This window comes from Chryseobacterium camelliae (genome assembly GCF_002770595.1).
In the GTDB taxonomy this organism is placed as follows: domain Bacteria; phylum Bacteroidota; class Bacteroidia; order Flavobacteriales; family Weeksellaceae; genus Chryseobacterium; species Chryseobacterium camelliae.
The window spans coordinates 3,446,542-3,472,941 of sequence record NZ_CP022986.1 but is presented as its reverse complement, the minus strand read 5'-3'; the positions used below and the strand labels follow the sequence as shown (position 1 = coordinate 3,472,941).

General features: G+C 42.5%; 28 protein-coding genes and 1 tRNA gene. 22 read left to right on the top strand and 7 right to left on the bottom strand.

Annotated features, from left to right (window positions below):
* The first annotated feature begins 3 nt into the window (after positions 1 to 3).
* The 5 genes from CGB83_RS16085 to CGB83_RS16065 are packed head-to-tail and all read left to right on the top strand — an operon-like array spanning position 4 to position 5,813.
* Entirely contained in the window at positions 4 to 3,615 is a 3,612-nt protein-coding gene (locus CGB83_RS16085) for a response regulator (protein ID WP_100076724.1), read from the top strand.
* A gap of 15 nt (positions 3,616 to 3,630) precedes the next feature.
* Positions 3,631 to 3,996 (top strand): response regulator, encoded by a 366-nt coding sequence (locus CGB83_RS16080; protein ID WP_100076723.1) that lies wholly within the window; start codon positions 3,631 to 3,633, stop codon positions 3,994 to 3,996.
* A complete protein-coding gene (locus CGB83_RS16075) occupies positions 3,996 to 4,826 on the top strand; it encodes a CheR family methyltransferase (RefSeq protein WP_100076722.1) in 831 nt (276 codons plus the stop codon). The genes CGB83_RS16080 and CGB83_RS16075 overlap by 1 nt, the downstream gene beginning before the upstream one ends.
* An 11-nt stretch (positions 4,827 to 4,837) precedes the next feature.
* A complete protein-coding gene (locus tag CGB83_RS16070) occupies positions 4,838 to 5,422 on the top strand; it encodes a chemotaxis protein CheB (RefSeq protein ID WP_100076721.1) in 585 nt (194 codons plus the stop codon).
* A 25-nt stretch (positions 5,423 to 5,447) separates the two neighbouring features.
* Complete coding sequence (locus CGB83_RS16065; protein ID WP_100076720.1) at positions 5,448 to 5,813, top strand: response regulator; 366 nt, start codon at positions 5,448 to 5,450, stop codon at positions 5,811 to 5,813.
* A gap of 160 nt (positions 5,814 to 5,973) precedes the next feature.
* Here CGB83_RS16065 and CGB83_RS16060 read toward each other — a convergent pair whose 3' ends face one another.
* From CGB83_RS16060 to CGB83_RS16050, 3 genes are all read right to left on the bottom strand, one after another.
* A complete protein-coding gene (locus tag CGB83_RS16060; protein WP_100076719.1) occupies positions 5,974 to 6,423 on the bottom strand; it encodes a PA2169 family four-helix-bundle protein in 450 nt (149 codons plus the stop codon).
* A gap of 370 nt (positions 6,424 to 6,793) precedes the next feature.
* Positions 6,794 to 7,558 (bottom strand): type I methionyl aminopeptidase, encoded by a 765-nt coding sequence (gene map / locus CGB83_RS16055; protein ID WP_100076718.1) that lies wholly within the window; start codon positions 7,556 to 7,558, stop codon positions 6,794 to 6,796.
* Positions 7,559 to 7,928: 370 nt separating this feature from the next.
* A complete protein-coding gene (locus CGB83_RS16050; protein ID WP_100076717.1) occupies positions 7,929 to 8,414 on the bottom strand; it encodes a hypothetical protein in 486 nt (161 codons plus the stop codon).
* 320 nt (positions 8,415 to 8,734) lie between these two features.
* Between CGB83_RS16050 and CGB83_RS16045 the strand changes: the two genes are divergently transcribed.
* Positions 8,735 to 9,439 (top strand): CPBP family glutamic-type intramembrane protease, encoded by a 705-nt coding sequence (locus tag CGB83_RS16045; protein WP_100076716.1) that lies wholly within the window; start codon positions 8,735 to 8,737, stop codon positions 9,437 to 9,439.
* Positions 9,440 to 9,488: 49 nt separating this feature from the next.
* Here CGB83_RS16045 and CGB83_RS16040 read toward each other — a convergent pair whose 3' ends face one another.
* A complete protein-coding gene (locus CGB83_RS16040) occupies positions 9,489 to 10,364 on the bottom strand; it encodes a GLPGLI family protein (RefSeq protein ID WP_100076715.1) in 876 nt (291 codons plus the stop codon).
* Positions 10,365 to 10,697: 333 nt separating this feature from the next.
* On the opposite strand from CGB83_RS16040, the gene CGB83_RS16035 reads away from it, so the two are divergent.
* Both CGB83_RS16035 and CGB83_RS16030 read left to right on the top strand, forming a co-directional pair.
* The gene (locus tag CGB83_RS16035) at positions 10,698 to 11,471 is read left to right on the top strand and encodes a GLPGLI family protein (protein ID WP_100076714.1); all 774 of its coding nucleotides are present in this window, start codon (positions 10,698 to 10,700) and stop codon (positions 11,469 to 11,471) included.
* A gap of 32 nt (positions 11,472 to 11,503) precedes the next feature.
* Positions 11,504 to 11,791, top strand: a complete 288-nt coding sequence (locus tag CGB83_RS16030; RefSeq protein ID WP_100076713.1) for a hypothetical protein — start codon at positions 11,504 to 11,506, stop codon at positions 11,789 to 11,791.
* A 77-nt stretch (positions 11,792 to 11,868) separates the two neighbouring features.
* Here CGB83_RS16030 and CGB83_RS16025 read toward each other — a convergent pair.
* A tRNA-Ile gene (locus CGB83_RS16025) sits at positions 11,869 to 11,942 on the bottom strand.
* Between the two features lie 61 nt (positions 11,943 to 12,003).
* Positions 12,004 to 12,402, bottom strand: coding sequence for a methylmalonyl-CoA epimerase (gene mce, locus CGB83_RS16020; protein WP_100076712.1), 399 nt, complete (start codon positions 12,400 to 12,402; stop codon positions 12,004 to 12,006).
* 89 nt (positions 12,403 to 12,491) lie between these two features.
* Here mce and rbfA point away from each other — a divergent pair, with 89 nt between their 5' ends.
* The 7 genes from rbfA to CGB83_RS15985 all read left to right on the top strand — a co-directional run bounded on the left by rbfA (position 12,492) and on the right by CGB83_RS15985 (position 20,368).
* The gene (rbfA, locus tag CGB83_RS16015; protein ID WP_100076711.1) at positions 12,492 to 12,851 is read left to right on the top strand and encodes a 30S ribosome-binding factor RbfA; all 360 of its coding nucleotides are present in this window, start codon (positions 12,492 to 12,494) and stop codon (positions 12,849 to 12,851) included.
* A gap of 4 nt (positions 12,852 to 12,855) precedes the next feature.
* Entirely contained in the window at positions 12,856 to 14,061 is a 1,206-nt protein-coding gene (locus tag CGB83_RS16010; protein ID WP_100076710.1) for an ABC transporter permease, read from the top strand.
* A gap of 51 nt (positions 14,062 to 14,112) precedes the next feature.
* The gene (locus tag CGB83_RS16005; RefSeq protein ID WP_100076709.1) at positions 14,113 to 15,891 is read left to right on the top strand and encodes an endonuclease; all 1,779 of its coding nucleotides are present in this window, start codon (positions 14,113 to 14,115) and stop codon (positions 15,889 to 15,891) included.
* Positions 15,892 to 15,951: 60 nt separating this feature from the next.
* A complete protein-coding gene (locus CGB83_RS16000) occupies positions 15,952 to 16,689 on the top strand; it encodes a shikimate dehydrogenase family protein (protein WP_100076708.1) in 738 nt (245 codons plus the stop codon).
* Between the two features lie 74 nt (positions 16,690 to 16,763).
* Positions 16,764 to 18,617: a DUF349 domain-containing protein gene (locus tag CGB83_RS15995; protein ID WP_172954715.1), complete on the top strand. Its 1,854-nt coding sequence runs from the start codon at positions 16,764 to 16,766 to the stop codon at positions 18,615 to 18,617.
* Between the two features lie 64 nt (positions 18,618 to 18,681).
* Positions 18,682 to 19,707, top strand: a complete 1,026-nt coding sequence (gene ribD / locus CGB83_RS15990; protein ID WP_100076707.1) for a bifunctional diaminohydroxyphosphoribosylaminopyrimidine deaminase/5-amino-6-(5-phosphoribosylamino)uracil reductase RibD — start codon at positions 18,682 to 18,684, stop codon at positions 19,705 to 19,707.
* Positions 19,708 to 19,768: 61 nt separating this feature from the next.
* Positions 19,769 to 20,368 carry an IMPACT family protein gene (locus CGB83_RS15985; RefSeq protein WP_100076706.1) on the top strand — a complete coding sequence of 200 codons (600 nt, stop codon included), beginning with the start codon at positions 19,769 to 19,771 and terminating at the stop codon, positions 20,366 to 20,368.
* A gap of 160 nt (positions 20,369 to 20,528) precedes the next feature.
* Here CGB83_RS15985 and CGB83_RS15980 read toward each other — a convergent pair whose 3' ends face one another.
* Entirely contained in the window at positions 20,529 to 21,239 is a 711-nt protein-coding gene (locus CGB83_RS15980; RefSeq protein ID WP_100076705.1) for a zinc metallopeptidase, read from the bottom strand.
* A gap of 94 nt (positions 21,240 to 21,333) precedes the next feature.
* Here CGB83_RS15980 and CGB83_RS15975 point away from each other — a divergent pair, with 94 nt between their 5' ends.
* The 7 genes from CGB83_RS15975 to CGB83_RS15950 all read left to right on the top strand — a co-directional run bounded on the left by CGB83_RS15975 (position 21,334) and on the right by CGB83_RS15950 (position 26,396).
* A complete protein-coding gene (locus CGB83_RS15975) occupies positions 21,334 to 22,461 on the top strand; it encodes a GNAT family N-acetyltransferase (RefSeq protein WP_100076704.1) in 1,128 nt (375 codons plus the stop codon).
* Between the two features lie 74 nt (positions 22,462 to 22,535).
* Positions 22,536 to 22,712 (top strand): hypothetical protein, encoded by a 177-nt coding sequence (locus CGB83_RS20345; protein ID WP_172954714.1) that lies wholly within the window; start codon positions 22,536 to 22,538, stop codon positions 22,710 to 22,712.
* A gap of 234 nt (positions 22,713 to 22,946) precedes the next feature.
* On the top strand, positions 22,947 to 23,318 hold the full coding sequence (locus tag CGB83_RS15970) for an NADH-quinone oxidoreductase subunit A (protein WP_100076703.1): 372 nt from the start codon (positions 22,947 to 22,949) through the stop codon (positions 23,316 to 23,318).
* Positions 23,319 to 23,419: 101 nt separating this feature from the next.
* Positions 23,420 to 23,980 (top strand): NADH-quinone oxidoreductase subunit B, encoded by a 561-nt coding sequence (locus tag CGB83_RS15965; protein WP_100076702.1) that lies wholly within the window; start codon positions 23,420 to 23,422, stop codon positions 23,978 to 23,980.
* Positions 23,981 to 23,985: 5 nt separating this feature from the next.
* Entirely contained in the window at positions 23,986 to 24,480 is a 495-nt protein-coding gene (locus CGB83_RS15960) for an NADH-quinone oxidoreductase subunit C (protein ID WP_100076701.1), read from the top strand.
* Between the two features lie 75 nt (positions 24,481 to 24,555).
* Positions 24,556 to 25,779 carry an NADH dehydrogenase (quinone) subunit D gene (gene nuoD, locus CGB83_RS15955; RefSeq protein WP_100076700.1) on the top strand — a complete coding sequence of 408 codons (1,224 nt, stop codon included), beginning with the start codon at positions 24,556 to 24,558 and terminating at the stop codon, positions 25,777 to 25,779.
* A gap of 107 nt (positions 25,780 to 25,886) precedes the next feature.
* Entirely contained in the window at positions 25,887 to 26,396 is a 510-nt protein-coding gene (locus CGB83_RS15950) for an NADH-quinone oxidoreductase subunit NuoE family protein (protein WP_100076699.1), read from the top strand.
* Positions 26,397 to 26,400 lie beyond the last annotated feature (4 nt).

Here is a 26,400-nt window from a genome sequence, read left to right as displayed (position 1 = left end):
TTTATGCCGAAAAAAATCATACGGAATTTACAGTTCGGAGTCGGATTATCATTGCTTATCCTCATTGCCAGTTCCATAGCATCTTATGTGAGCATTCAGAACCAGATGGAGAACAGGGAAAGCCTGTCTAAGAGCCGACGGTCTATCACTGCGGTAAAAGACGTACTGATTGCCCTGCTGGATGCAGAAACGGGAGACCGCGGATATCAGCTGACCGGAAAAGAAAATTACCTTGAGCCTTATAACCGCAGCCTTATTGAGTTCCCGAAAGCTATAGAACGCGCGAAAGCCCTCCAGATTGATGATTCCAATCAGCTTAAGCGGTTAGCTGATCTGGAAAAAAACGTCAACGAGAACATGGAGCATCTCAGGCAGATTGTCCAGAATAAGCAAAGAGGCGTTCTCCTGACCCAGGATCAGATGATGACCAGCAAATTCTACATGGATAAATGCCGGAAACTGGTTCAGGACTTCGTCCAGTATGAAGAGCGGCAACTGGAAATTAAAAATAAAAGCCTTACAAAAGCCTCTACCACAACGGTTATATTTATCGTTCTTTCTGCCATTGCCGCCTTGGTGGTTACGGTATTTTTTTATATTAAACTGCGCAATGACCTGATCAGACGTGAGAAACTCGAAAATGAGCTTAAAGCAAAGGACCTTGAGATCACAAGACGGGTAAATGCCATCCGAAAAATTGCCAACCAGGTAGCCAATGGCGACTACAGCCAGAAAGTTGTGGACACCTCCGAAGATGATCTCGGAGACCTGGTCGGGTCCCTGAACCACATGACGGATTCCCTGAAAAAGTCTTTTGAGCAGATCAACAAAAGCGACTGGCGCCAGAAGGGCCTTGCAATGCTGAATGAATCGCTGGTAGGAAATAAATCCGTAAAAGAAGTGACCGAAAATGCCATGAATCAGATGATTGATTACGGAAAATGCATCAATGGAGCCATTTACCTTCTGGATGACGGAATGCTGAAACTCAGCAAGGCCGTCGGACTGGAAGATGCCATGAAAAAGGTGTTTGAACCCGGTGAAGGCATGGTAGGGCAGGTTTTCAAAAACAGGAAAACAAGGATCTTTAATGACCTTGATGATAATGATTTTGCCGTTACCTTTGCCGGCAGCAAAATGAAAATTGACGGTATTCTCCTGGCTCCTATTATGGTGGGAAGGGAATGTTATGGGGTTATGGAACTGAATTCCACAACGAATTTCGACCAGGACAGGATAGAATACTGTGTTGAAGGCACAAGGAACATTGCCATTGCACTTTCTGCTGCCAAAGCCCGTGAAAAGGAACAACGCCTGCTGGAAGAGACCCAGGCCCAGGCAGAAGAACTGCAGATGCAGCATTCTGAACTCGAAAACCTCAATACGGAACTTGAAGCACAGACCCAAAAGCTCCAGGCTTCTGAAGAAGAACTGAGGGTGCAGCAGGAAGAACTCATGCAGACCAACAGTGAACTGGAGGAACGTTCTAAACTGCTGGAAGAGAAAAACCACCTGATTGCCGAACGGAATATTGAAATCCAGAAAAAGGCAGAGGAATTGGCATTAAGCACAAAATATAAATCTGAGTTCCTGGCGAATATGTCGCATGAACTGCGCACACCGCTGAACTCAATCCTCCTGCTGTCCCGTCTTATGGCTGAAAATCCTGATGAAAACCTGAATGAAGACCAGGTAGAATCTGCCAAAGTGATCCAGAGCTCCGGAAGCAGTCTTCTTACCCTTATTGACGAGATTCTTGACCTGGCTAAGATAGAATCTGGAAAAATGACGCTGGAATACCAGGATGTCATGATCCATGAAGTGGTGAAAGACCTGCAGAACCTGTTCAATCCGTTGGTACAGGACAAAGGAATCCGTTTTGACATCGATATCGATCAACAGTTAGGCAGTTCTATAGAAACAGACCGGCTCAGGCTGGACCAGGTACTTCGTAACCTTCTGTCCAATGCGCTTAAATTCACCACGGAGGGCAGCATAGGATTGCAGATCACGAAAGATCCGAAACAGAAAAACTTTATCAACTTCACGGTGAAAGATACCGGCATCGGAATCCCGGAAGACAAGCAGCATATCATTTTCGAAGCCTTCCAGCAGGCAGACGGGTCTACGCGCAGAAAATTTGGCGGTACCGGCCTCGGACTTTCCATCAGCCGTGAGATCGCAAGGCTTTTAGGAGGTGAACTGACGCTGAAAAGCAAGGTCAATGAAGGAAGTGAGTTCACGCTTTCTATCCCGATGAATGCACTGTCGAAAGAAGTGCATATGCAGACCGATCAGGATCTGGTAGAAATTATCCAGGAAGACGTACAGGAAATCAAACAGATCCTGGACCTGGAAGAACCGCAGCCGGCAAAGACTTCCATGGTACTGGAAATTCCGGAAGATGTAGCTGATGACCGTGACGATATCGGTGAAGGCGACAGGGTAATCCTGATTATTGAAGACGACACGCATTTTGCCAAAGCGCTCCTGAAATATGCCCGGATGCAGCAGTACAAAGGTGTGGTAGTGGTGCGTGGGGACCATGCGCTTTCTGCAGCCTTACAGTATCGGCCGTCAGCTGTCTTACTGGATGTACAGCTCCCGGTAAGGGACGGATGGCAGGTGATGGATGAACTGAAGAATAATTCCCAGACCAAACATATTCCGGTACACATGATGTCCTCCTTGCAGGTGAAAAAAGAAAGCCTGATGCGGGGCGCTATAGATTTCATCAACAAACCGGTTGCATTGGAACAGATGACGGATGTATTCAAAAAAATTGAGGAAGCACTGCGCAAATCCCCACAGAAGGTACTGATCGTGGAAGAAAATGCCAAGCATGCCAGCGCGCTGCATTATTTCCTGAGCAATTTTAACATCTCACTTTCCGTAGAGGATAATGTTGAAGACAGTGTAAAAGCGCTGACTTCTGAAGAGGTGGACTGCGTCATCCTCGATGTAGGACCGTCCAGGGGCAATGAATATAAAATTATCGAGTCCATTAAAAGCTATGAAGGGCTGGAAAATTTACCGATCATCATATTTACGGAACGGAATTTATCCAAATCCGAAGAACTGAAGATCAAGCAGTATGCAGACTCCATTGTCGTAAAAACAGCTCACTCCTACCAGAGGATCCTGGATGAAGTAGGCTTATTCCTGCACCTGGTAGAGGAAAAGAACAGCTCTCCCGAAATCACCCGGAGCAAAACCCTGGGATCGCTTACCGAAGTCCTGAGCGGAAAAAAGATCCTGATTACGGATGATGACGTAAGGAATATTTTCTCCCTGACCAAAGCACTGGAAAAATATAAAGTGGAAGTAGTTCTCGCGATGGATGGCAAGCAGGCACTGGAACAGATCAAGCTGCATCCGGATATCGATGTTATCCTGATGGATATGATGATGCCGGAAATGGACGGCTATGAAACCATCCGGCAGATCAGGAAAATGCCGATGTTTACAAGGCTTCCTGTAATTGCCGTTACGGCAAAGTCCATGATCGGAGAACGGGAAAAATGCATTACGGCCGGTGCTTCGGATTATATTTCCAAGCCGGTGGATATTGATCAGCTCCTGTCCCTGTTACGTGTCTGGTTGTATGAAAGTTAAACAGCAAAAAGTCTGATGAATAAGAAAATCTTGATTGTGGATGATGATCCGCGTAATATATTTGCCCTTAAGCTGACGCTTAAAGCCCGCGGCTATCAGATGGAAAGCTCCCTGATGGCACGTGATGCCATTGAGCTGCTGAAAGGAGATGCAGAGATCGGCCTGGTGCTGATGGATATGATGATGCCGGAAATGGATGGCTATGAAGCGATCAGGATCATCCGCGGTACGCCTTCCGTCAGCCAGGTGCCCGTAATAGCGGTAACGGCCCAGGCAATGCCTGAAGACCGCCAGAAATGCCTGGATGCGGGAGCACAGGATTACATTTCAAAACCTATTGATGTGGATCACCTCATCAGTATCATAGAAAAATATTTTTAATGTTGGAACCAAGCATCATCAAGGACGAAGAGGTAGAACACCTGATCAAGGATGTCTACGAACTGTATGGGTACGATTTTTCCCAGTACAGCAGGGCCTCGTTCAGGCGCAGGATCAACCGCATCTGTGTGATTGATAAATTCACCAGTTTTGCAGAGCTGCGCTATACCGTGCTTAATGATCCGGACTACCTGAAACATTTTATCGAAGAAATTACAGTGAACGTCACGGAAATGTTCCGTGATCCCCACTTTTTTAAAGCATTAAGAGAGAAAATCCTCCCGCAGCTCGGAACCTATCCCCTGATCCGGATCTGGGTGGCCGGATGCTCCACCGGCGAAGAGGCCTATTCTATTGCTATTCTTTTAAAAGAAGCCGGCCTTTATCATAAATCGCTGATTTACGGTACCGATATCAACCCTTCTGTCCTGGAAAAGGCCCGATCGGGAGTTTTTCCTTTGCAGCAGATGAAATTATACTCTGAAAATTATATCCTTTCCGGTGGGAAGAAGGATTTTTCAGATTACTATACCGCCAATTATGACAGTGTACGTTTCGACAAGAGCCTGCAGGAAAAACTGATCCTGTCTACCCATAACCTGGTTTCAGACAGTTCGTTCAACAGTTTCCAGCTGGTGATCTGCCGCAATGTGCTGATTTATTTTGATAAGTCATTGCAGGAACGTGTTTTCAGGCTTTTTGACGCCAGCCTGGAAAATTTAGGCTTCCTGGCACTGGGTTCGAAAGAGACCCTCAGGTTCTCCAATTTGGGGAAATACTATCATCAGATTGATGATCAGCGCATCTGGAAAAAAGTAGACCACCATTAAATCGCCATGCTATGGGAACGCAGAAAAAAACAACGGAATTAGTCGTGATCGGAGGGTCAGCCGGAAGTTTACAGGTCATTCTGGAAATGGTCAAAAAGCTTGACAGTCCTCTTGCTTTTCCGATTCTGGTTGTTGTTCACCGCAAAGCCCATTCGGTAAGTATTTTACCTGCCCTGCTCCAGCAGTTTTCCCCTGTTGATGTCATTGAGATTGAAGACAAAACGGAAATGGATGTCAATGGCATTTATATTGTGCCCGCAGATTACCACCTGCTCTTTGAAAGCAGGAAGGCAGTATCACTGGACAGTTCGGAAAAACTGAATTATTCCAGGCCGTCCATAGATATTACATTTAAGTCTGCTGCCGAAATGTTTGGTGAGGGCCTTACCGGCGTCCTTTTATCAGGCGCCAACGCAGATGGAGTGGAAGGCCTTAAATATATTAAAAGGAATAAGGGTGAAGTATGGATCCAGGATCCTGATACGGCAGAGGTTAGCTATATGCCGCAGTATGCCGTGGAAAGGGTCACGTATGACCGGCTGATTACGCCGGGAAACCTGGCGGACCATATTAATAAGCTATATTCAGCACAATAAAAATTTTAGGTTCAAAATAAATGATATGAATAAAAAAAAGATTTTGATTTTTGATGATGACACCGTTATCCTGGAGGTGATCACCATTATTTTTGAAGAAGGCGGCTATGAAGTTGAAATTTCCGAAACATCCCATGATATCATAGATAAAGTATCAGCATTCCGTCCGGATATCATCCTGATGGACAACTGGATCCCTAATATCGGAGGTGTGGAGGCTACCCGTCTTCTGAAAAGCCATGAGGAATTCAGCAAAATTCCGGTCATCTATGTTACGGCTAACAATGATATTGCCGCGCTGGCTGCCAGTGCCAGGGCCGACGATTATGTTGCCAAACCATTCAACCTGGAAGATCTGGAAGAAAAGGTAGCCCGCCTGGTACAGGATTAATATTCTTTATCCCGTTCCGGTTACTTCAATAAAAGATGCTGTCCTGACATGGTTGTCCTGTGTGAGGACAGCACCATTTTATAAACTGGTGAACTGTAACAATAAAAAAGAGACATTTTTTACAAAATGCCTCCTTAAACGTTGATTTCAGTCTTTCAGATTATCTTGATTCTTCAAGATTCTCAAATTTGCTGTATGATGATCTCAGGTGATGAAGGTGATCTGATACTACTTGTGTGCTTTCCGGACAAAGGTCTCCGCTTTCCAAAGCATCTTCATAAGCCTTGATCGCTGCTTTTTCCCCGAATACTACATTCTCAAGAGTAGCTTCATCTTTGTTTCCTGAAAAAGTATTTTTTACATCGATCCATGCTCTGTGGATTGCGCCTGCCGTACTGGTCGTATTATCAGCCTCTCCTCCTTTTTCGCTGATCAGTCTGATCAGGTCATTTTTCATGTTCTGGGATTCAGATACCATCTGGTCATAATCAGCTTTTAATCCTGAATGGTTTTCCCATACTTTGTCTTCTACTTTAGAAAATCCTTCAATTCTGTCGTTGGTAATGTTAAGTAAATCGTTAAGTACCGATACGGTTTTCTCGTTGTTCATAATAATATTTTTAATTGATGTACTCAATATTTTACAATAACCGTGCCTTAATGGTTTAAAATTTTAATATTACTTTTTTAACGAGGAATCATTTGCTTCAGGACTGAAAAGTGAAATCCATGACCGTTAAACATAAAAAAATCCCCTGCCGCAGCCGGGGAGTAAGAAAGTATTTATAAATGAAGTGATTTGGTGTTGCAATCTTAATAACAAATACTATGCCTTAAATAATTTTTTAAACCAAAATCAAAACATTTATAGTAAATTTTCTATGAAATATATTTTAATTCATACTTATTCTGATAAATAAAATGATATTATTAAAATTATCAACCACTTTATGCTTAATAATTTATATGCTTTCAGAGCATCAGTTCAGGATACCGTTCATCTCCGTCAAAATAACAGGCTTACCATCCGTCACAATAAGCGTATGTTCATGCTGTGCCATGTATCCGCCCTTATTGCCTACCATGGTCCAGCCGTCGTTCTGTTCCACGGCAATTGCTGAATCCGTTGAGATAAAGGTTTCAATAGCCACTACAGAATTTTTCCTGAACCTGCGGGTATCAAACCTGTTTTTATAATTGAACAGCTCATCCGGCTGCTCATGGAGGCTCCTCCCTACTCCATGTCCGGCCAGGTTCTTAATGACCCTGAATCCTCTCTTTTTAGCTTCGGTTTCCATCATCAGTCCGATATCTGCAATTTTTACCCCGCCCCTGATATTGCTGATGGCCTTCTGTAAAATGGCTTTCGAGGCATCGACGAGGCTTTGATGACGATTAATATCTTTACCGATGACAAAAGACCCTCCGTTATCTGCCCAATAGCCGTTCAATTCTGCAGAAACATCAATATTGATCAGGTCACCTTCTTTTAAAATCCTTTTGTCAGAAGGAATGCCATGACAGAATTCATTGTCAACACTGATGCAGGTCCATCCCGGGAAGCCATAGGTAAGATAAGGTGCAGATTTAGCTCCGAAATCCGAAAGGATTGCGGCTCCATATTCATCAAGCTCTTTTGTGGTCATTCCGGGCTGAGCATATTGGGTCATTTCCTTGAGCGTGTAGGCTACTGCTTCACTGATCTTCTGCATTCCGGCCAATTCGGCTTCGTTCGTTATGGACATAGTGTACTATTATGGTTAATAAGGGGTTCGAAACGCCAAAGTTAGGAAATAAAATCAGGAGGAAGTTAAAATTATACTCAATACAATGTGTAATGTAGAATATTTATCTTATCTACTGCTGGATTAATTAAAAAGACTTTATCCGAAGTGGTCAAAGCACCGGCTTAGGATCAGCAGCAATTTTGAGAATATAAACAGGAATAATGCGAACAAAATTTGTATTTAAAAGGTTATGGTAAAAACAGCTAAGGATGTATATCTGTTTGCCTGGCATTCAGAAACAGGAATATGAAAACCGGAAATCCTGTACGCCCCATCGCACAGCGATCCGTTAATGCTTTTATATCCGGATCATCCTTACCTGTTTTTTCTATTTGACATTAACATTGTAATAAGGATAGGAACCGGCATCTTTAAAAATAAACGGCAATTCAAATTTTAACCGTTCATTTTTATATACTTTAACATCTACGGTCATTTCACCGGGATCTGTACCGTTCAGATGCATTTCCCCGCTTACCGAAAGTATTTTCACATTGGCGCTGGTTGTGAAGCTTTTTTGCATCGGAAGGCTTTCCTGCGCTTCAAATACATATTCTGTATCCGAAACCTTTTTAGTCGACAACACATCAATGCCTGAGACCGTTGGAACAGTATTCTTTTTTACGATGGCAGACACCGTTAATTTTTCTGTCCATTTCTGATGTTCTCCGGAATATTTCAGCTCTACCCTGTAAGTACCTGATTCATTTTCTGAAGGTTCATCTTCCCTACCGATACAGTTGACAATGGTACATGAAACCGTTATCAATAATACAATCAAAAAGTAAAAAGCAATCCTGCGCTTATTTCTCATACTGTAGATTTACAGACTGCTAAAATACTAATTTAATTCAAACAACAATGAATTTTATTTAAAATCCCATGATAAAGGCATGGTGGCATATCTTGATGATATGGATAATGCAGCACACTCTTGTTTATTACTCAGGAATAATGATCTGACAGGAATACATGGCAAAACGTACTCTTAATGACGACAATAAAAGGATGCGAATTAAACTATAATTTCTATTTTTACCATAAAACTAAACTATGCAGTCTTAATAGCATTAGGTATTCAAAAAAGACTTAACTGTTTGTAAGTCTGCGCAACAATCTATCCCATAAACAACCATGAATAATAATCCGGGCTTCTTCTCTTTTTTAAAAGGTTATCCTGTACCTGCCGGTCAGTCAACGCTGATATCGAAGATCAGACTAACCGTCCTGATGCTGATCGCCATGCTTGTGGTCAATACCCTGGTGGCGGGACTGCAAATGATGCTGTTTCGTTGGGGGATTACAGAACCTATCCGCTCATCCGGGGTTATTCCTGAATATATGAAAGACATGCCACGCTACAGAATTGTCCTTGAAATTGTACTGCTTGCTCCTCTACTGGAAGAAACTGCCTTCAGGGGTATCCTGCAAAACAATGAGCGATGGTTCAGGATTGCTCTGGTCTCCCTCGCTTACCTGATCATCTGCCGTATTTTTGGCCTGAACTTTTACGAGCTCTCCTGGGCAACGATCGGTATCCTGTGCGCAGCAAGCCTTTTATTGTTCATCCGGAAGAAATATACAGCCAAAATAATCGATGCAAAAAATAGGACCCCCTTCCGGCTTATCCTGATCTGGCTTAGTGCCATCGCTTTCGGGTTTTGGCATTATTATAATTTCGACTTCAGCCGGGCAGGCATGATAACGGTGGCGGTCAGCCTCATGCCTTTTGCAGTCAATGGTCTGCTCTTGTCTTATGTAGCCGTTAAAAACGGGCTTTCCTGGAGCATCCTGCTGCACGTTGCGAATAATGCGTGGCCGATAGTACTGTGGTTTTGAGAACGTCTAAACAATAACAGTAAATGATACATAAGTAAGGCTATGAATATCACTTATTCTGGTATAAAATTAAATCAATGAAATTATTATTGTGATAAAGCTGGCGTGTTGCATACTCCTTCTCCTCACGCTTTTTCTGGCTCATATCAATTTTGTTCCCATTCGTATCAAAACTTTCCCCACTCAAAAGGCCCGGATTCATCATCATAAACTGTTCGGTTGCCCCTACAGGATTTTTCCTGTACTCATTCCACTTTTTATTGAATTGCGCTTCACTGACTTCAACAGGCACAAAATAGGGTTTATTAATCAAATTAGTTTTTATATCCGGTACTTTGAAGTTTTCTACTAATAAAAATGAATGCTGATTTTCAGTGTCTCTCATCTGAACGATCAATCCGGGAAGTCCATTAAATACGTAAGGTCCGTCCTGAAGAGGGATATCAGCAGTAAACCAGGCTTCCCACTTTCTGCCTCCGTAATGTAACAAAGCTTTCTGACAGTCATATCCCTGAATTTTCTTTCTTTCACCTAAAAGTTTCCAGTTAAGTTTTTGATTGCGTATAACCTTAAATGGCTGTATGCCTATATATTCAAGCGTATAGATAAGCTCTTTGCTTTTAAATGTCTTGTTAGCATATTTACCGTCAGGAAGCTTAATATCTGCCTGACTCTGTCTATTCCTAACCGCCGAAGAAATCGCAGAATCCTTCTTAGCACCAACATCGCTTAAAAATTCCGAATGATCCTGAAATACGTCAAGTCTGGTATACTCTGTTATCATACTGTCGGTTTTTGCAGAATCCGGAGCAAAAGAATAGGAATAAATAAATCTGCGGCTTTGAGAATATATGGCAGCCGGTAGCATCATTAAGGTGATCAGAAAAATCTTGTATGCATTTATTTGTGAAATTAAATGAGTCATTTGTGAAATTGATATTATGAATAAAAAAATATAAAATGAGATCGCTCTTCAAATGTATTTAAAATATCTTGATGGTGATATATACCATAGAGTCTTATAAGGAGGAATAAGACAACAAGAAATGGCAAAAAAGGTTTAAAAAGGATGACATTAATCCGAATAGTCTAAGTTCGGTTGAAAAGGAATCAAAGCAAATCAGAGAATTTTATAAAGCAAGAACTTGTTTTACTTTACCTGTATTATACATAATAAAAAAGTTTTAGTAAATACGGATTCCTGCAATTGTGATTAAATTTTTATTCGTATAATTGAGATATAAAATTAATTAACAACATGAAATACAAATTGATATATGCTGTATTCTTAACCTTAAATTTTGTCTTATGTGCTGCTCAGAGCAAAGCTGTAATGGAAATCAATTACGAAACAAAAATGATTTCTGATAGTTTAAACAGGAAAAAAGTAAAAGTTTATTCATCAGCTTTATTATGTAATAATACCGAATCAATGTATTGCAGTGCAGAAGCTAAAGCATATTATAAAGGAAATTCTACACAAACTATAAGTACAAATTATGGGAATATCCCAAAATATCCCAAAGCTGTTGAGAGTATTTATAAGAACAATGATGTGGTAACTGCATCATTACCGGTAGGGAAATACATTTTTACTTTTGAAGAACCTAAGTTAAAATGGGAAATATTGGGTGAGACAAAAGATATAAAAGGTTTCAAATGCCAATTGGCCAAAACAACGACTGATACTGGTGATGTTTTTTTTGCTTGGTTTACCAAAGACATTCCAATACAAGATGGTCCATTTAGATTTAAAGGTCTTTCTGGAATGATACTGGAAATTTATAATAAAAATAAAACAATTGAAATCTATGCCACTGACATTAAGAAATCAGAAGACTTTATAGAACCTTTAAAATATTATAATGAAGTCAAGGCAAAAAATAAACAACAATTTTTAGAAGCAAGAAAAAACTTTCATGAAAATCCTTCAATGTATAACGGGAATTTAAAAGTAGTAGATGCAAATGGTAATGATAAAACTAAAACTATGACTGACAGAATAAAACGCATCAATACATTTTTAGACTAGAAAAGAACTAAAATTCAAATATCATTTTAACTATGAAAAAATTATTTTTAGTCGGAGCATTAGCTCTGTCAGTTTTAACATTTGCTAATACAAGAGGAGAGGTAAAGCAAGAAGTTAAACAGAAGAAAAATGAAGTTAAAGAATTAACCCAAGAACAACAACAAGCATTAGCTCTATATTTCAGATGGTGGTCTGTTTCTTATACCAATGCTTGTGGAACTACCAATACAGTATTTTTCCAATCTGACAACACAGATGGTAGCCCAGGATTCATTGATGAATTAGCTTATGCTGTTAATTCTACCTATGAAGATTGTTAAAAACTGATATTTAAAGAGGGATATTATTTAAATTAAAAAGCCTAAGCAATCTGATGATTCGCTTAGGCTTTTATTTGTGGTCCCACTTGGGCTCGAACCAAGGACCACCTGATTATGAGTCAGGTGCTCTAACCAACTGAGCTATAGGACCTCAAAATTGGTTGAATTTTGTGACTGCAAAAATAGCAAAATTTCCGTCACTACAAAATTTTTTACGGTTTTTCTTGACATAATTCTACCAAGACCCCATTGGTGCTTTTCGGGTGCAGGAAAGCAACCAGCTTATTATCAGCCCCTTCTTTCGGCTCTTCGGAAATAAATTCAAAACCCTCCTTTTTCAGGCGGTCAATCTCATCCAGGATATTATCGACAGCAAACGCAAGATGGTGGATGCCCTCCCCTTTTTTACTGATGAATTTGGAAATGGGACTGTCCTCGTTGCTGGCTTCCAGCAGCTCGATTTTGCTGTCGCCGGTCTGATAGAAAGAGGTAACCACTTCTTCGCGTTCAACACTTTCTTTTTTATAGGAAGGTTTTCCCAGCAGGCGGGCAAAAAGGTCATCGGAAACACCCAGGGAGGCCACAGCAATGCCGATATGTTCTAACTTCATAGGTTGATGGATATAATTAAGCGTAAATTTATTGCTGAAGGCAGATTTCGCCCGGCAATTCAAACAAAAGTACTAAATTTGCATCACTTATGGAAAGTAACAGACAAAGAAAAGTAGCACAGATTATACAGGAAGATTTCGCGGAACTTTTCCGTAAACAGGCATCAGAGAGCAAGCAAAGCATCCTGATCAGTGTTTCGGATGTAAAGATTTCTGCCGATCTGGGGATTGCCAAGATTTACCTCAGCATTTTCCCGCAGGAGTTCCGTTCTGCCGTTATGAAGGAGATTGAGGCCAATAAAACGCAGTACCGCAACTTTATCGGCCAGAAGATGGCCAAGCAAGTGCGTGTGATCCCGCAGCTGAATTTCTACCTGGATACGACTCTGGACGATGTGGAAAGGATTGAAAAGGAACTGAGAGGCGAAGGCGACAATCCTACCCTGTAAAAGCGTGAAAAACATTGCCTTCTATATTGCGTCCCGCTACCTTTTATCCAAAAAAGGAAGTACGGCCGTTACGTTTATTACGTGGCTGGCCATCGGGGCTATGACCGTAGCCGTAACCGCAATGTTTGTCATCATCTCTGTTTTCTCCGGGCTGGAAGACCTTAACCAGGACCTCATTTCCAATCTCCACGCCGACCTTACCGTGGAAAGCGCTTCAGGAAAAACCCTGAAAGACCTTAATAAAACGGTTGATGTCCTGAAAGCCAATAAAGAAATCAGCAGCTTTTCGAAAGTTATTGAAGAAAAAGTCTACATCAACTTCAACGGGAAAGGCGACATTGCCTATCTTCGCGGTGTAGATTCCGCCTATACCAAGGTAAACCCGATCAACAAAGAAGTATTCTACGGAACATATCCAAGTTTTGAGTATTCCAATGAAGTCCTGATGGAAAATTCACTGGACAACCGCTTATCGGTGCCGGTAGCTTCCGATAAAGGCTTTGCTACGATCTTCATGCCCAAAGCAGGAACAGGAATCATCAATAAAGAGGAAGATATTTACCGTAAAAAAGATATTCTGGTGACCGGTGTATTTCCTGGAAAAGACCAGCTGGACAATTACATCATCGCTCCGATCGAGCTGACGGAAGAGCTTCTGGACCTGCCGAAGAACTCTGCCTACCGGATCGTCATCAAACTGAAAAACCCGGACAATACAGATGCTGTAAAACAGCAACTGCTCTCCTCTCTGGGTAAAAAGGTAAAAATCCGTACCAAAGAAGAGGAAAATGCAGCATTCTGGAAAATGATCAATACTGAAAAACTGTTCATTTACCTGATCTTTGCACTCGTTATCTTTATTACGACCTTTAACCTTGCCGGTGCCATCATCATCCTTCAGCTGGATAAAAAACAGCAGGCCCGGTCATTGGTTTCGCTGGGCTTCCCGCTTAACGGGCTCAGAAAAATCTATTTCTATACCGGAATCCTGATTGTCATCTGCGGCGTTGCCTCCGGGCTGATCTTCGGGACAGCACTCTGCTACTTCCAGGAATATACTGAGTTTTTCAGGGCCAATGAAACACTGCCTTTCCCGGTAAAAATTGTCGCCCGGAATTATATTACCGTTGCTCTTACAGCAGCCCTGTTTGGGATCGCCATTTCCTGGTTCTTCTCCAGGATACGCAAAGACTATATTACTAAAAATTAATATCGGAAGTATCTAATTTTTAATATCTTTGCTGCCCCCAAATTAAAAAAAATGAAACGTATTTTATGTGCTTTTTTAATGAGCTTTACATTTCTCAATGTATGGGCTCAGATTCCTAACGGATACTATGACGGAACAACAGGCCTTACCGGTGCAGCCCTGAAGACCAAGCTGAAAGAGATCATTACGAACGGCCATGTTGACCATGGTTACGGTGGGCTCTATACCGGATACCAGACTACCGACCGCGATTATTTCTATGAAAACGACGGAACAGTGCTGGACATGTATTCCGAGAACCCGAACGGCCCGGATCCGTATAACTTTACCCCCGGAAACAACCAATGCGGAAATTATAACAGTGAAAGCGACTGCTACAACAGGGAACATGTAGTGCCACAAAGCCTTTTCAACAGTAATGCTCCTATGGTTTCAGACATTCATTTCATCAGGCCTACCGACGGGTATGTGAACGGAAAACGCTCTAACTATCCTTATGGAAAAGTAGGTACTGCCTCGTTTACCTCCCTGAACGGATCCAAGCTTGGAAATTCGGCATCGGCAGGATACTCAGGAACCGTGTTTGAACCAATTGATGCTTTCAAAGGCGATGTAGCCAGGATGATCTTTTACTTTGTCACAAGATATGAAAGCCAGCTATCCGGCTTTAGTACCGGAAATATGCTCGGAGGATCGGCATACCCGGGACTTCAGGCGTGGGAGCTCAACCAGCTGCTTGCGTGGAGCGCCATGGATCCGGTTTCCCCGGCAGAAATTGCGAGGAACAATGCTTCGTACACTTTTCAGGGTAACAGGAACCCGTATATCGACCATCCGGAATACGTTAACCAGGTATGGGGAACTCCGGTAGTGGATACGCAGGCTCCAACAGCTGCAACCAACCTTACCGCCGGCAATCCTACGGCAAACTCTATTGCACTGAACTGGACTGCCGCAACAGACAATATCGGCGTAGCCGGATATGACATCTATGTAAACGGAACATTATACGCTACGGTTACAGGAACTTCAGCTACCGTATCCGGACTGGCTCCTTCCACTACCTATACGTTCTACATCATTGCCAGAGATGCGGCAGGAAATTCTTCCGCACAGAGCAATACTGCAACAGGAACTACACTGGCGGGACAAACCGGAGGCGGAACCAGCTGCGGAACGGAAAACTTTGAAACCATCACCGTTGTAGCAGATGCCTATAACACTTATAACTGGACCAATAACGGAATCACCTGGACTGCCACAGATTCCAGAAGCGACCAGACCATCAATAACAAAGCAATCACGATCCGTAACGGAAACCTGACCAGCACATCCATTTCCGGAGGAATCCAGAGCCTTACACTGACTACCCAGCTGAAATTCACAGGAAGCAGCAACAACCTGAACGTTCAGATCAACGGTGTCACTGTAGGAACCATTCCTTACAGCTCAACGGTAACGACGACGACAATCAACAACATCAATGTCAGCGGAAATATCGTGATCAAAATCATCAACCCTGTTTCAGGAAACAGAGTAGCGATGGATAACCTGAGCTGGACGTGCTTCAGCACGCTGGGCACCGCAGAGATCACTAAAGACAAGGCATTTGCTGTATACCCGAATCCTGTACATAACCATGAATTGTACGTAAAAGGAGAAAATCTGTCCAAAATTTCAAAGGCAGAGATCTATGATCTATCCGGAAAACTGATCGAAACCCTGATCAGTCCTTTTAAAAATTCAAATAAAATCCAGTTAAAAGGGATAACCAAAGGAAATTATATCCTTAAAACGGATTATTTCTCTACGAAATTCATCGTAGAATAAAATACCAAATTTATTGCATTCCAAGACCGGCTTGTCCGGTCTTTTTTTTATTTTTGAGGGATGGTTTCCAAGACAAAATTAGGCCTGATCGGCAGAAATATCTCCTACTCCTTTTCAAAGAAATTCTTTGAAAATAAATTCCAGAAACTGATGGTCCATGATTTCTCCTATGATATCTTTGACCTGCAGGACATCAGTGAAGCGGAACAGCTGTTTGCAGAACCCGGACTGCGGGGCTTCAATGTCACCATTCCGTACAAGGAAAAAATCATCGGCTACCTGGATGAGCTTAGCGAGGAAGCGAAGAATATAGGTGCCGTCAACTGTGTCTGTATCGAAAACGGACTGAAAAAAGGCTATAATACCGATGCATTCGGATTTGAAAAAACACTGCTCCTGCATCGTAAGCCACATCACATTTCTGCCCTCATCCTCGGCGACGGAGGGGCTGCCAAGGCAGTACAGTATGTCATGAAAAAAAACGGCATTCCTTTCACCACGGTATCACGGAAATCAGAAGTTACTTTTGACACGCTCAATTGTGATACGGTACGCAGGAACACCATCATTGTCCAATGCACTCCCGTAGGTACTTATCCGAATACAGATGACTGCCTTAACTTTCCGTTTGAAGGCATATCGCAACAACACCTGGTCATTGACCTTATCTACAACCCTGAATACACCCGGTTTATCATCAACGCATCTGAGAAAGGAGCGAAAACCGTCAACGGATATTATATGCTTGAGCAGCAGGCTGAAAAAGCCTGGGAAATTTGGAATTTTCAAAAAAAATAACCTAAATTAGTGCTTGAATTGCCTTTTTTGCTATATTTAAAGGATATTAACACCACTCACATAAAAGATTTGCCATGACTACAGAAAACAATCTTTCTGAAAACGAAGAAAAGAAAAATGCCGCAGAAATGCCGCAGGAAGAGCATCAGGAACCGATCCAGGAGCATACGGCTTCTCATGATGAAAATAATCATGAAGAAGAAAAGGATCCTGCCCAGGAAGAAGAGATGCCGGCCACCCATGAAGAGGATCACGAAGAACCTGATATGAGCCTGGCAGATATTCTGAAGGAAATGGAGAAGATCATCAACACTCCGGATGCCGGCGAAAACTCCAAAAGATTCAACCAGCTCAAAGAAAAAGCATCCCACCACCTCCATGATGAAGTAGAAGACAAGAAGCATGAATATGTGGAAGCCGGAAATGCTGCTGAGAACTTCAGCTATGAGCATCCGATGCAGTCCAGGTTTTCTGCTTTAGTCAATATCTTCAGGGAAAAACATGACGCCTACCAGAAAGGCCAGGAAGAAGAGCAAAAGCAGAACCTTGAACACAGGCAAAGTATTATCGAAAGGCTTAAAAACCTCTATACCAATTCCGAACCCGGAGTCAATCTTTTCAGATCCATCCGTGAGATCAAAGAAGACTGGTCTAAAGCCGGCCAGGTAGCTAAATCGGAATTCAGGATCCTTAACAATAATTATTTCCATCATCTGAACCAGTTTTACCAGATGCTGGATCTGAATAAAGAATTCCTGGAGCAGGAATACAGCCACAACCTTGAAAAAAGGCAGCATATCATTGAGCGCGCCCGACAGCTGGAAAACGAACCGGTGATCCAGAAAGCCCTGAACGAGCTGCAATACCTGCATAAGCTATGGAAAGAAGAGGCTGAGCCAGTGGCAGAAGAATTCCGTGAAAAGACCTGGGAAGAATTTAAGGAAATTTCCAATAAGATCCACGAAAGGAAATCTGAACTTTCAGTAGCCATAGAAGCTGAGCAGAATGCCAATCTGGAAAAGAAAAACCAGATCATTGCCGAAATCAAAAAACTTTCAGAACCCGCTGAGAATCCCAACCACAATTACTGGCAGAATGCCATCAGAAGAGTGGAAGACCTCCGTTCTGAATTCCTTAAAACCGGCAGCGTGCCCCGGAAACTTTCCAACCAGAACTGGAATGACTTCAAGACCACGCTCAGAGCGTTCAATACAACAAAAAACAGCTATTATAAATCCCTGAAAGGTTCACAACAGACGAATCTGGAGGAGAAAATGAAACTGATCCAGACTGCTCAGGACAATGTAAGCAATGAGGACTGGGATATCTCGGTACCGTTGTTCAAGAAACTGCAGGAGGACTGGAAAAAAATCGGGCACGTTCCTAAGAGCATGACGAACAAAATCTGGGATGAGTTCCGTGATGCCTGTAATGCATTTTTCAATAATTTCCGTGAAAAGAGCAATACCTCTACCGATAACTGGAAAGACAACTACAAACAGAAGAAGCACCTTCTGGATGAACTGAAAACCGTAGGCGATGAAGAAGGCAGCATCGAAAGGATCGAAGCCATCAAAACAGCCTGGAACAACATCGGTAAAGTGCCGCGCGATAAGATTTCCATCAATTCCGAATTCAACAAGACCTTACGTGAAAAGCTGAGGCTGAATAAGATCAATGAGCTCGAACTGAAGGAGGAAGGATTGTCTGAAAACCAGCTGACGGATAAAGCCAGAAAGATCAAGAGCCAGATTTCCGACCTGGAAGGGGAAATTGTAAAGCTGGAAAACAACTTATCTTTCTTTACCAATCCATCCAGGGAGAATCCTCTGCTGAAGGATACTTACAATACGATTGATGACAAAAAAGCGCATCTGGAAACTTTAAAACAGAATCTTCACAGCATCATTTCCGGCTCTGGAGAATAAATAATTTATAATTGTTAAAAAGGCGGAGCAAAGAAATTTGTCTTCGCCTTTTTTCTTTCAATCTATGGACGAACAATACATACAGCGATGCATTGAACTGGCCCGGAAAGCCCTGGGTAATACCTATCCCAATCCACTGGTAGGAAGCGTCATTGTGCACAACGGCCGGATCATTGGTGAAGGCTATCATCATAAGGCCGGGGAAAACCACGCAGAGATCAATGCCATCAATTCCGTGGCAGACAAAACCCTCATTCCGGAATCTACCATTTACGTTTCCCTGGAACCCTGTGCGCATTATGGAAAAACGCCACCGTGCGCGCTCAAAATCAAGGAGCTGGGGTTCAGAAAAGTGGTCATCGGTGCAATGGATTCACATGATAAGGTAAACGGCAAAGGAAAAAAAATCATTCAGGATGCGGGAATCGAGGTGGTATCGGAAATCCTGGAACAGGAATGTATTGAACTGAATAAACGGTTTTTTACCTATCATGAAAAGAAAAGGCCTTATATCATTCTCAAATGGGCTGAATCCGGTGACGGTTTTTTAGACCAGGATTTTAAACCGACTGCCATCTCAAATGCATTGGTCAATCAATTCGTGCATCAGCTGAGAGCTGACGAACATGCGATATTAGTAGGAACACAAACGGCACTGAATGACGACCCTTCACTTACCGTAAGAAATGCAGAAGGCAATAATCCTGTGAGAATCCTGGTTGATTTTGACCTGAAAGTGCCGCGTGATTTCAATTTGTACAATAATGAGGCGCCTACCCTTATTTTCAATACTGAGAAAGATGCTACAGAAGGCAATATCCGGTTTATAAAAACCGGAAGGGAAAATTTCCTGTCCGCACTGACAGATGCTTTGTACCGCGAACACATACAGTCCGTCATTATAGAAGGAGGAAGATTTACCCTGCAGCAGTTTATTGATGCCGGACTATGGGATGAAGCGGTCATCATTAAAAATGAGCATCTGAGATTGGCAAACGGTACAAAAGCTCCCGACTTCCCTTTTACAGCGGAACGCACCGAATCTTTCAGGCATAACCGTATTTCATGGTATAAAAAGGCATCTAACTAGCGGAGATTTTTCCATCTGATGTTTAAATGTGTAATTTTGCAGGAATAAACCGGAGACAAGAATGGCGTTTGAGCTTAGTACCATAGAAAAGCCTGTAGATAACATTTTACTGAAAGAAAAAGGAAGCAAGTTCTTAGGCTTTGCCTGTCCGGTAAGCAATGAACAGGAACTGAAGCAGGCACTGGAAGCCATCAGGACAGAACACCCCAAGGCTACCCATCACTGCTATGCGTTCAGGATCGGCCTGAATGGCGAAAATTACCGCGCCAATGACGACGGTGAACCTTCCGGAAGCGCCGGGCTACCCATTTATAACCAGCTCCTCGCCCATGAATTAACCAATGTCCTGGTAGTGATCGTACGGTATTATGGTGGGACCAAACTCGGGGTTTCAGGCCTTGTAAAAGCCTATAAAGAATCTGCCAAAGCTACACTGGAAGAGGCAGGAACAATGATCCGCGAACTGGAAACTGAAATAGAGATTTATTTCAATTTTAGCCAGCAGAATGTCATTTTCACCTTACTGTCTAAATTCGATGCGAAAATCATCCGTTTTGATGCGGAGGAAAGGGCTGCCATTGCAGCAAAGATCAAGGAAAAGCATAAAGAAAGCGTGCTGGAAGCTCTTTCGAATCTCCAGGCGGTAGAATATACCCTCTAATTCAGCTAGGGTCAACGGCCGGATCATAGGACTATTTCATTCGGTCGATCTGCATATCTGAATTTAATGACAGGCTACTTAAACTGATCATTTTCAATAGGAATCAAATAAAAAAATCCCGGACTCAAGTCCGGGACATATTTCTTTTTGCCTTAGGCAATTAATCTCTCCTTCCGCCGAGAAGCAACGAACCCCAATACAGGAGCTGTGCAAGGGAACCGATGGCCGCAACCACATAAGTACGGGCGGCCCATTTAAGGCTGTCTTTTACTCCGATAAATTCTTCCTGTGTCACTGTTCCCGTATCTTTCAGCCACTTCATCGCTCTGTTGCTGGCATCATATTCTACCGGCAGCGTAATGAAGGCAAAAAGTGTGGTGAATGCAAACATAATGACTCCGATAGCCAATACGGTCGTATTTCCGTTCGGGTTTTCAAAACTCCTGGTAGAAGCCATGATCACCAGACCGGCCAGGATCACATACTGCATCAGGTTGGAACTGATCTGCACCACCGGTACCAGCTTTGAACGAAGCTGAAGCATAGAATATCCTACGGCATGTTGAACGGCATGGCCGCATTCATGGGCAGCTACAGCCGCAGCCGCAGCATTTCTCTGCATATATACGCCTTCCGAAAGATTAACGGTCTTATCTGCCGGATTGTAATGATCTGTCAATTGTCCCGGAACCGAAATAACCTGAACGTCATTGATCCCGTTGTCCTTCAGCATTTTCTCCGCGACTTCCTTACCGGAAAGCCCGTTTCTAAGATGCACGTTAGAATAATGTTCAAATTTCGACTTAAGCTTCCACGAAACATACCAACTGACGAGCATCGAAATAATGATAATGATATAATAACCTGTCATTTCTACTCAAATTTTAACCTTAAATCATGTAAAAACTGTGCCAAAGTATAGCATATTATTATCTATATTTGCCTAATAATTACCCTTATCTGTTATGTCTAAAGTCTCAGTGGTTGAAGTAAAAACAGCGGATCAGCTGAAGAAATTCGTGCATTTCCCTATGGATCTGTACAAAGACAATCCTTATTATGTACCTTCTTTCATCAATGATGAGATCAATATCTGGAATGCAGCGGAAAACCCGGCACTGGCTTATTCTGAAGCCCGGCAATTCCTCGCATACAGGGACAACAGCATCGTGGGAAGAATTGCCGTTATCATCAACCATAAAGAGGAAAAAGAACTGGGCATCAGAAAAGTACGGTTCGGCTGGATTGATTTTATTGATGATGAAGAGGTTTCTGCAGCACTCATCCATACTGCAACAGATTACGCCCGTGAAAAAGGCATTGATACCATTGAGGGACCTATGGGATTCACCAATCTTGACAAAGCGGGCATGCTTACGATGGGATTTGACAGGCTGGCAACGATGATCGGGATTTATAATCATGACTATTACCCTAAGCACCTGGAAAAACTGGGCTTGACCAAAGAAAAGGAATGGGTGGAGTTTGAACTGATATTCCCGGAAGTACTTCCTGAAAAAATAGTTAAGTTCAATGAGCTGATCGCCCAGAAATATAAGCTAAAGGTGTTAAGATTTAAAAATAAAGAAGAAATCATCCGGTATGTAGACCCGATGTTTGACCTTCTGGACGAAACCTACAAACACCTTTCGACCTATACGCCGATTTCAGATGAGCAAAGGAAAACATACAAGGAAAAGTATTTTAAACTCATCGATAAGGACTTCATCGTCTGCATTGCGGATGCCCAGGATAACCTGGTTTCGTTTGCGATCACCATGCCTTCCTATTCCAAAGCCTTACAGAAATCAAAAGGCAGACTGTTACCGTTCGGATGGTGGCACTTTTTAAGGGCCGGAAAAAAGAATGACCGGGCCAATTTTTACCTGATCGGCATTCATCCGGATTACCAGCGGAGAGGGGTAACTTCCATGATTTTTAAGGAAATCTTCGATACCTTCAAGAAAAAGGGAGTCAGATTCCTGGAAACCAATCCGGAACTGGAGGAAAATAAAAGCATCCAGGTGCTGTGGCAGGATTACAATCCGGTCAACCACAAAAGAAGAAGAACGTATTCTATGAAGATCGGGTAATTCCAAACCGAAGGGTTCATTCTGAACACCCATTATACGTACCTGAATCCATACTGTTTTCGTATCTTTGCCTTATGAAGCCACACCTGATCATTTTCGGTATCCTGATCGCCGGATTTATTGCATTCAACCTGTTTCTGCAAACCGGAAGCGACCGTACCAACACCGCTATCAACATTATTTATGCCAGCGTGCTGTTTGGATACATATCTTTTCTGGCGTATACTTTACTCAGGAAAATGAAGAAATAGCTGTATACTGATCTGCTTTATACATCTGGATTGTTCACTTTCATCTTGATCAGTAAAATACTTCGTTCACGCTAAAAAACGGGAAAAATAAGTTTGAAAAACCAAAGGTTTAAAACTAATTTTTATTCATTCTAAATTACCTGTTTTTCCTGTTTTGATTCCACTTTTAACCGGATTAATTTCATGCTTTCTTGTTTATTCTGTAAATTTGCAAATTGAGATAATAATGCAAAAATGAATTTACCTGAAAGTTATATTCCGATCCTTATACAAGCGGGTGTTGCTATTGGTTTCGTAGCCATTTCACTGCTTGGCGCACATTTTCTGGGCCCTAAACAAAAAAAGGGAAATTCCGTAAAAAACCAGAGCTGGGAATGTGGGGTTGCCGTAGAGGGGAACGCCCGTACTCCATTCTCAATTAAGTATTTCCTAACCGCAGTACTGTTTGTACTTTTCGATATTGAAATCGTATTCTTTTATCCTTATGCCGTTAACTTCAGAGAATTCGGTATGCAGGGGTTTTTAGCGGTGCTTACTTTCGTGGCTATTTTCTTCGTAGCTTTTTTCTACGTATGGAAACGCGGCGCATTAGATTGGGATAAGTAAAGAAACCAAAACTGTAGTTAAAAATTTTAGTCAAAATTGGAATTTAAGTTAACATTAACACAAATTCTGAATCTAAAGTTTAAATCTTTTAAATTAAACCAATGTCAGATAAAAAACCAGTAATAATAACAGATGCTCCTGCTCCGGAAGGATATGAAGGAGAAGGCTTTTTTGCAACGAAACTGAGCAGCGTTATCGGGATGGCAAGGAAATTTTCCCTTTGGCCGCTTCCGTTTGCTACTTCATGTTGCGGAATTGAATTTATGGCGACCCTTAACCCGACTTATGATGCGTCAAGGTTTGGGATGGAGAGAAACTCTTTCTCCCCGAGACAGGCAGATATGCTGATGGTGTGCGGAACGATAGCCAAAAAGCTGGGTCCCGTTCTTAAAGAAGTATATACCCAGATGGCTGAGCCGAAATGGGTAGTGGCCGTAGGTGCCTGTGCATGCAGCGGCGGTATTTTCGATACCTATTCCGTATTACAGGGAATTGACAAGATTATTCCTGTTGACGTATATGTTCCAGGATGTCCTCCGAGACCGGAACAGATCATAGAAGGCGTGATGCAGGTTCAGGCCCTGGCCGAAAGCGAAAGCATCAGAAGAAGAGACATGCCTGAATACCAGAAGCTATTGGATTCTTATAACATAAGCAACTAAACGGAATGACCAACGAATTTGTATTAGAAGCGATTACCAGAGAATTTCCGGAGTCTGTAATTTCAAGTTCAGAACCCTACGGGATGCTGACTATTGAAGTAAAGAAAGAGGATCTTAAAAAAATCATCCATTACCTGAAAGATTCTTCACTGGAAATTAATTTCCTTACGGACATCTGCGGGATCCATTATCCTGAATTCCCGGAAAGGGAAATGGGTGTAGTATACCACCTGCACAATATGATGACGAATTTCAGGATCAGGCTGAAAATTTTCATGACCAGGGACAATGTTGAAGTGGATTCTCTTACGGAACTGTATGCCGGAGCCAACTGGATGGAGCGGGAAACCTATGATTTCTTCGGCATCAAATTTAAAGGCCATCCGGACCTGAGACCGATCCTGAATATGGAAGACCTGGGATACCACCCGATGCTGAAGGAATACAGGCTGGAAGATGGTACCAGGACAGACAAGAATGACAGTATGTTCGGAAGATAAAAAATAATGCAATAAGCCGTAAGCAATAAGCCATACGCTTAAAGCCTATAGCCTATAGCCTCAAGCATTTAAATTATGAAAGATAACTCATTATCTAATATACTTAACCAATACGAAAGTAAAGAACAGATTGACGGGCAGCTGTATACCCTTAACCTGGGACCTACCCATCCTGCTACTCACGGGATCTTCCAGAACGTCCTTACCATGGACGGAGAAAGAATACTTCATGCTGAGCAGACGGTAGGATATATCCACCGGGCATTCGAAAAGATTTCCGAAAGAAGGAATTATGCCCAGATTACTACACTTACAGACCGTATGAACTACTGCTCTGCCCCTATTAACAACCTTGGTTGGCATATGACGGTAGAAAAGCTGATTGGCGTTGAAGTTCCTAAACGGGTGGATTACATGCGTGTCATCCTGATGGAGCTGGCCAGGATCGGTGATCACCTGATCTGTAACGGGGTAACCGGAATGGACTCCGGAGCGATTACCGGACTTACCTACATGTTCGTGGAAAGAGAGCGTATCTATGATATGTATGAGCAGATCTGCGGAGCAAGGATGACGACCAATATGGGAAGAATCGGAGGTTTTGAAAGGGATTTCACCCCGAAATTCCATGAGCTGATCAAAGATTTCCTTAAGACATTCCCTCCGAGATTCCAGGAATTCTGCAATCTTCTGGAAAGAAACAGGATTTTTATGGACAGGACCATCGGAGCCGGATCTATATCTGCTGAAAGAGCATTAAGCTATGGATTTACAGGCCCTAACCTTCGTGCCGCAGGGGTGGATTATGATGTGAGAGTAGCACAACCGTATTCATCTTACCAGGATTTCGATTTTATCATCCCGGTAGGAACTGCAGGAGATACTTATGACCGCTTCATGGTGCGCCAGCAGGAAATCTGGGAATCCATCAAAATCATCAAGCAGGCTTATGAGAACCTTCCTGAAGGTCCGTTCCATGCTGATGTTCCTGATTTTTACCTTCCTGAAAAGGCGGATGTATACCAGAAAATGGAATCCCTGATCTACCACTTCAAAATTGTAATGGGAGAAACTGATGTTCCTAAAGGAGAAGTATACCATGCCGTGGAAGGTGGAAACGGAGAATTAGGATTCTACCTGGTGAGTGACGGAGGCAGAAGCCCTTACCGGCTTCACTTCAGAAGACCGTGCTTCATTTATTACCAGGCGTATCCTGAAATGATCACAGGTTCTGTGATTTCCGATGCCATCGTAACCATGTGTAGTATGAACATCATCGCGGGAGAATTAGACGCATAAAAGAAATTATAGATTCTGGATTATAAATTTTAGATTAATCCAAACTGCATAAAATTGAAATTTTTTAGAATTTAAAATCTAAAATTCAAAATTTAAAATTTAAAAAAGTGAGCGAAACAATAGCTTTTAAACCGGAAAGTTTAGCACAGGTACACAAAATTATCGCACGATACCCGGAAGGAAGACAGAAGTCTGCCCTTCTTCCTGTTCTTCATCTGGCCCAGAAAGAATTCGGAGGATGGTTAGATGTTCCGGTAATGGATTATGTTGCAGGATTGCTGGATATCCAGCCGATTGAAGTATATGAGGTAGCTACTTTCTATACCATGTTCAACATGAAACCGGTAGGAAAATATGTCCTGGAAGTTTGCAGAACGGGGCCATGCATGGTATGCGGAAGCGAAAAGATCTTAAACCATATCAGGACAAAGCTGAACATCAAGGACGGAGAGACTACCGCAGACGGAATGTTCACCCTGAAACCGGCGGAGTGCCTGGGCGCGTGCGGTTATGCACCGATGATGCAGCTGGGAAAATTTTATCACGAAAACCTAACGATAGAAAAAGTAGACGAAATCCTTGATCTTTGCAGAGAAGGACAGGTTGCTTTAGACTAATTAC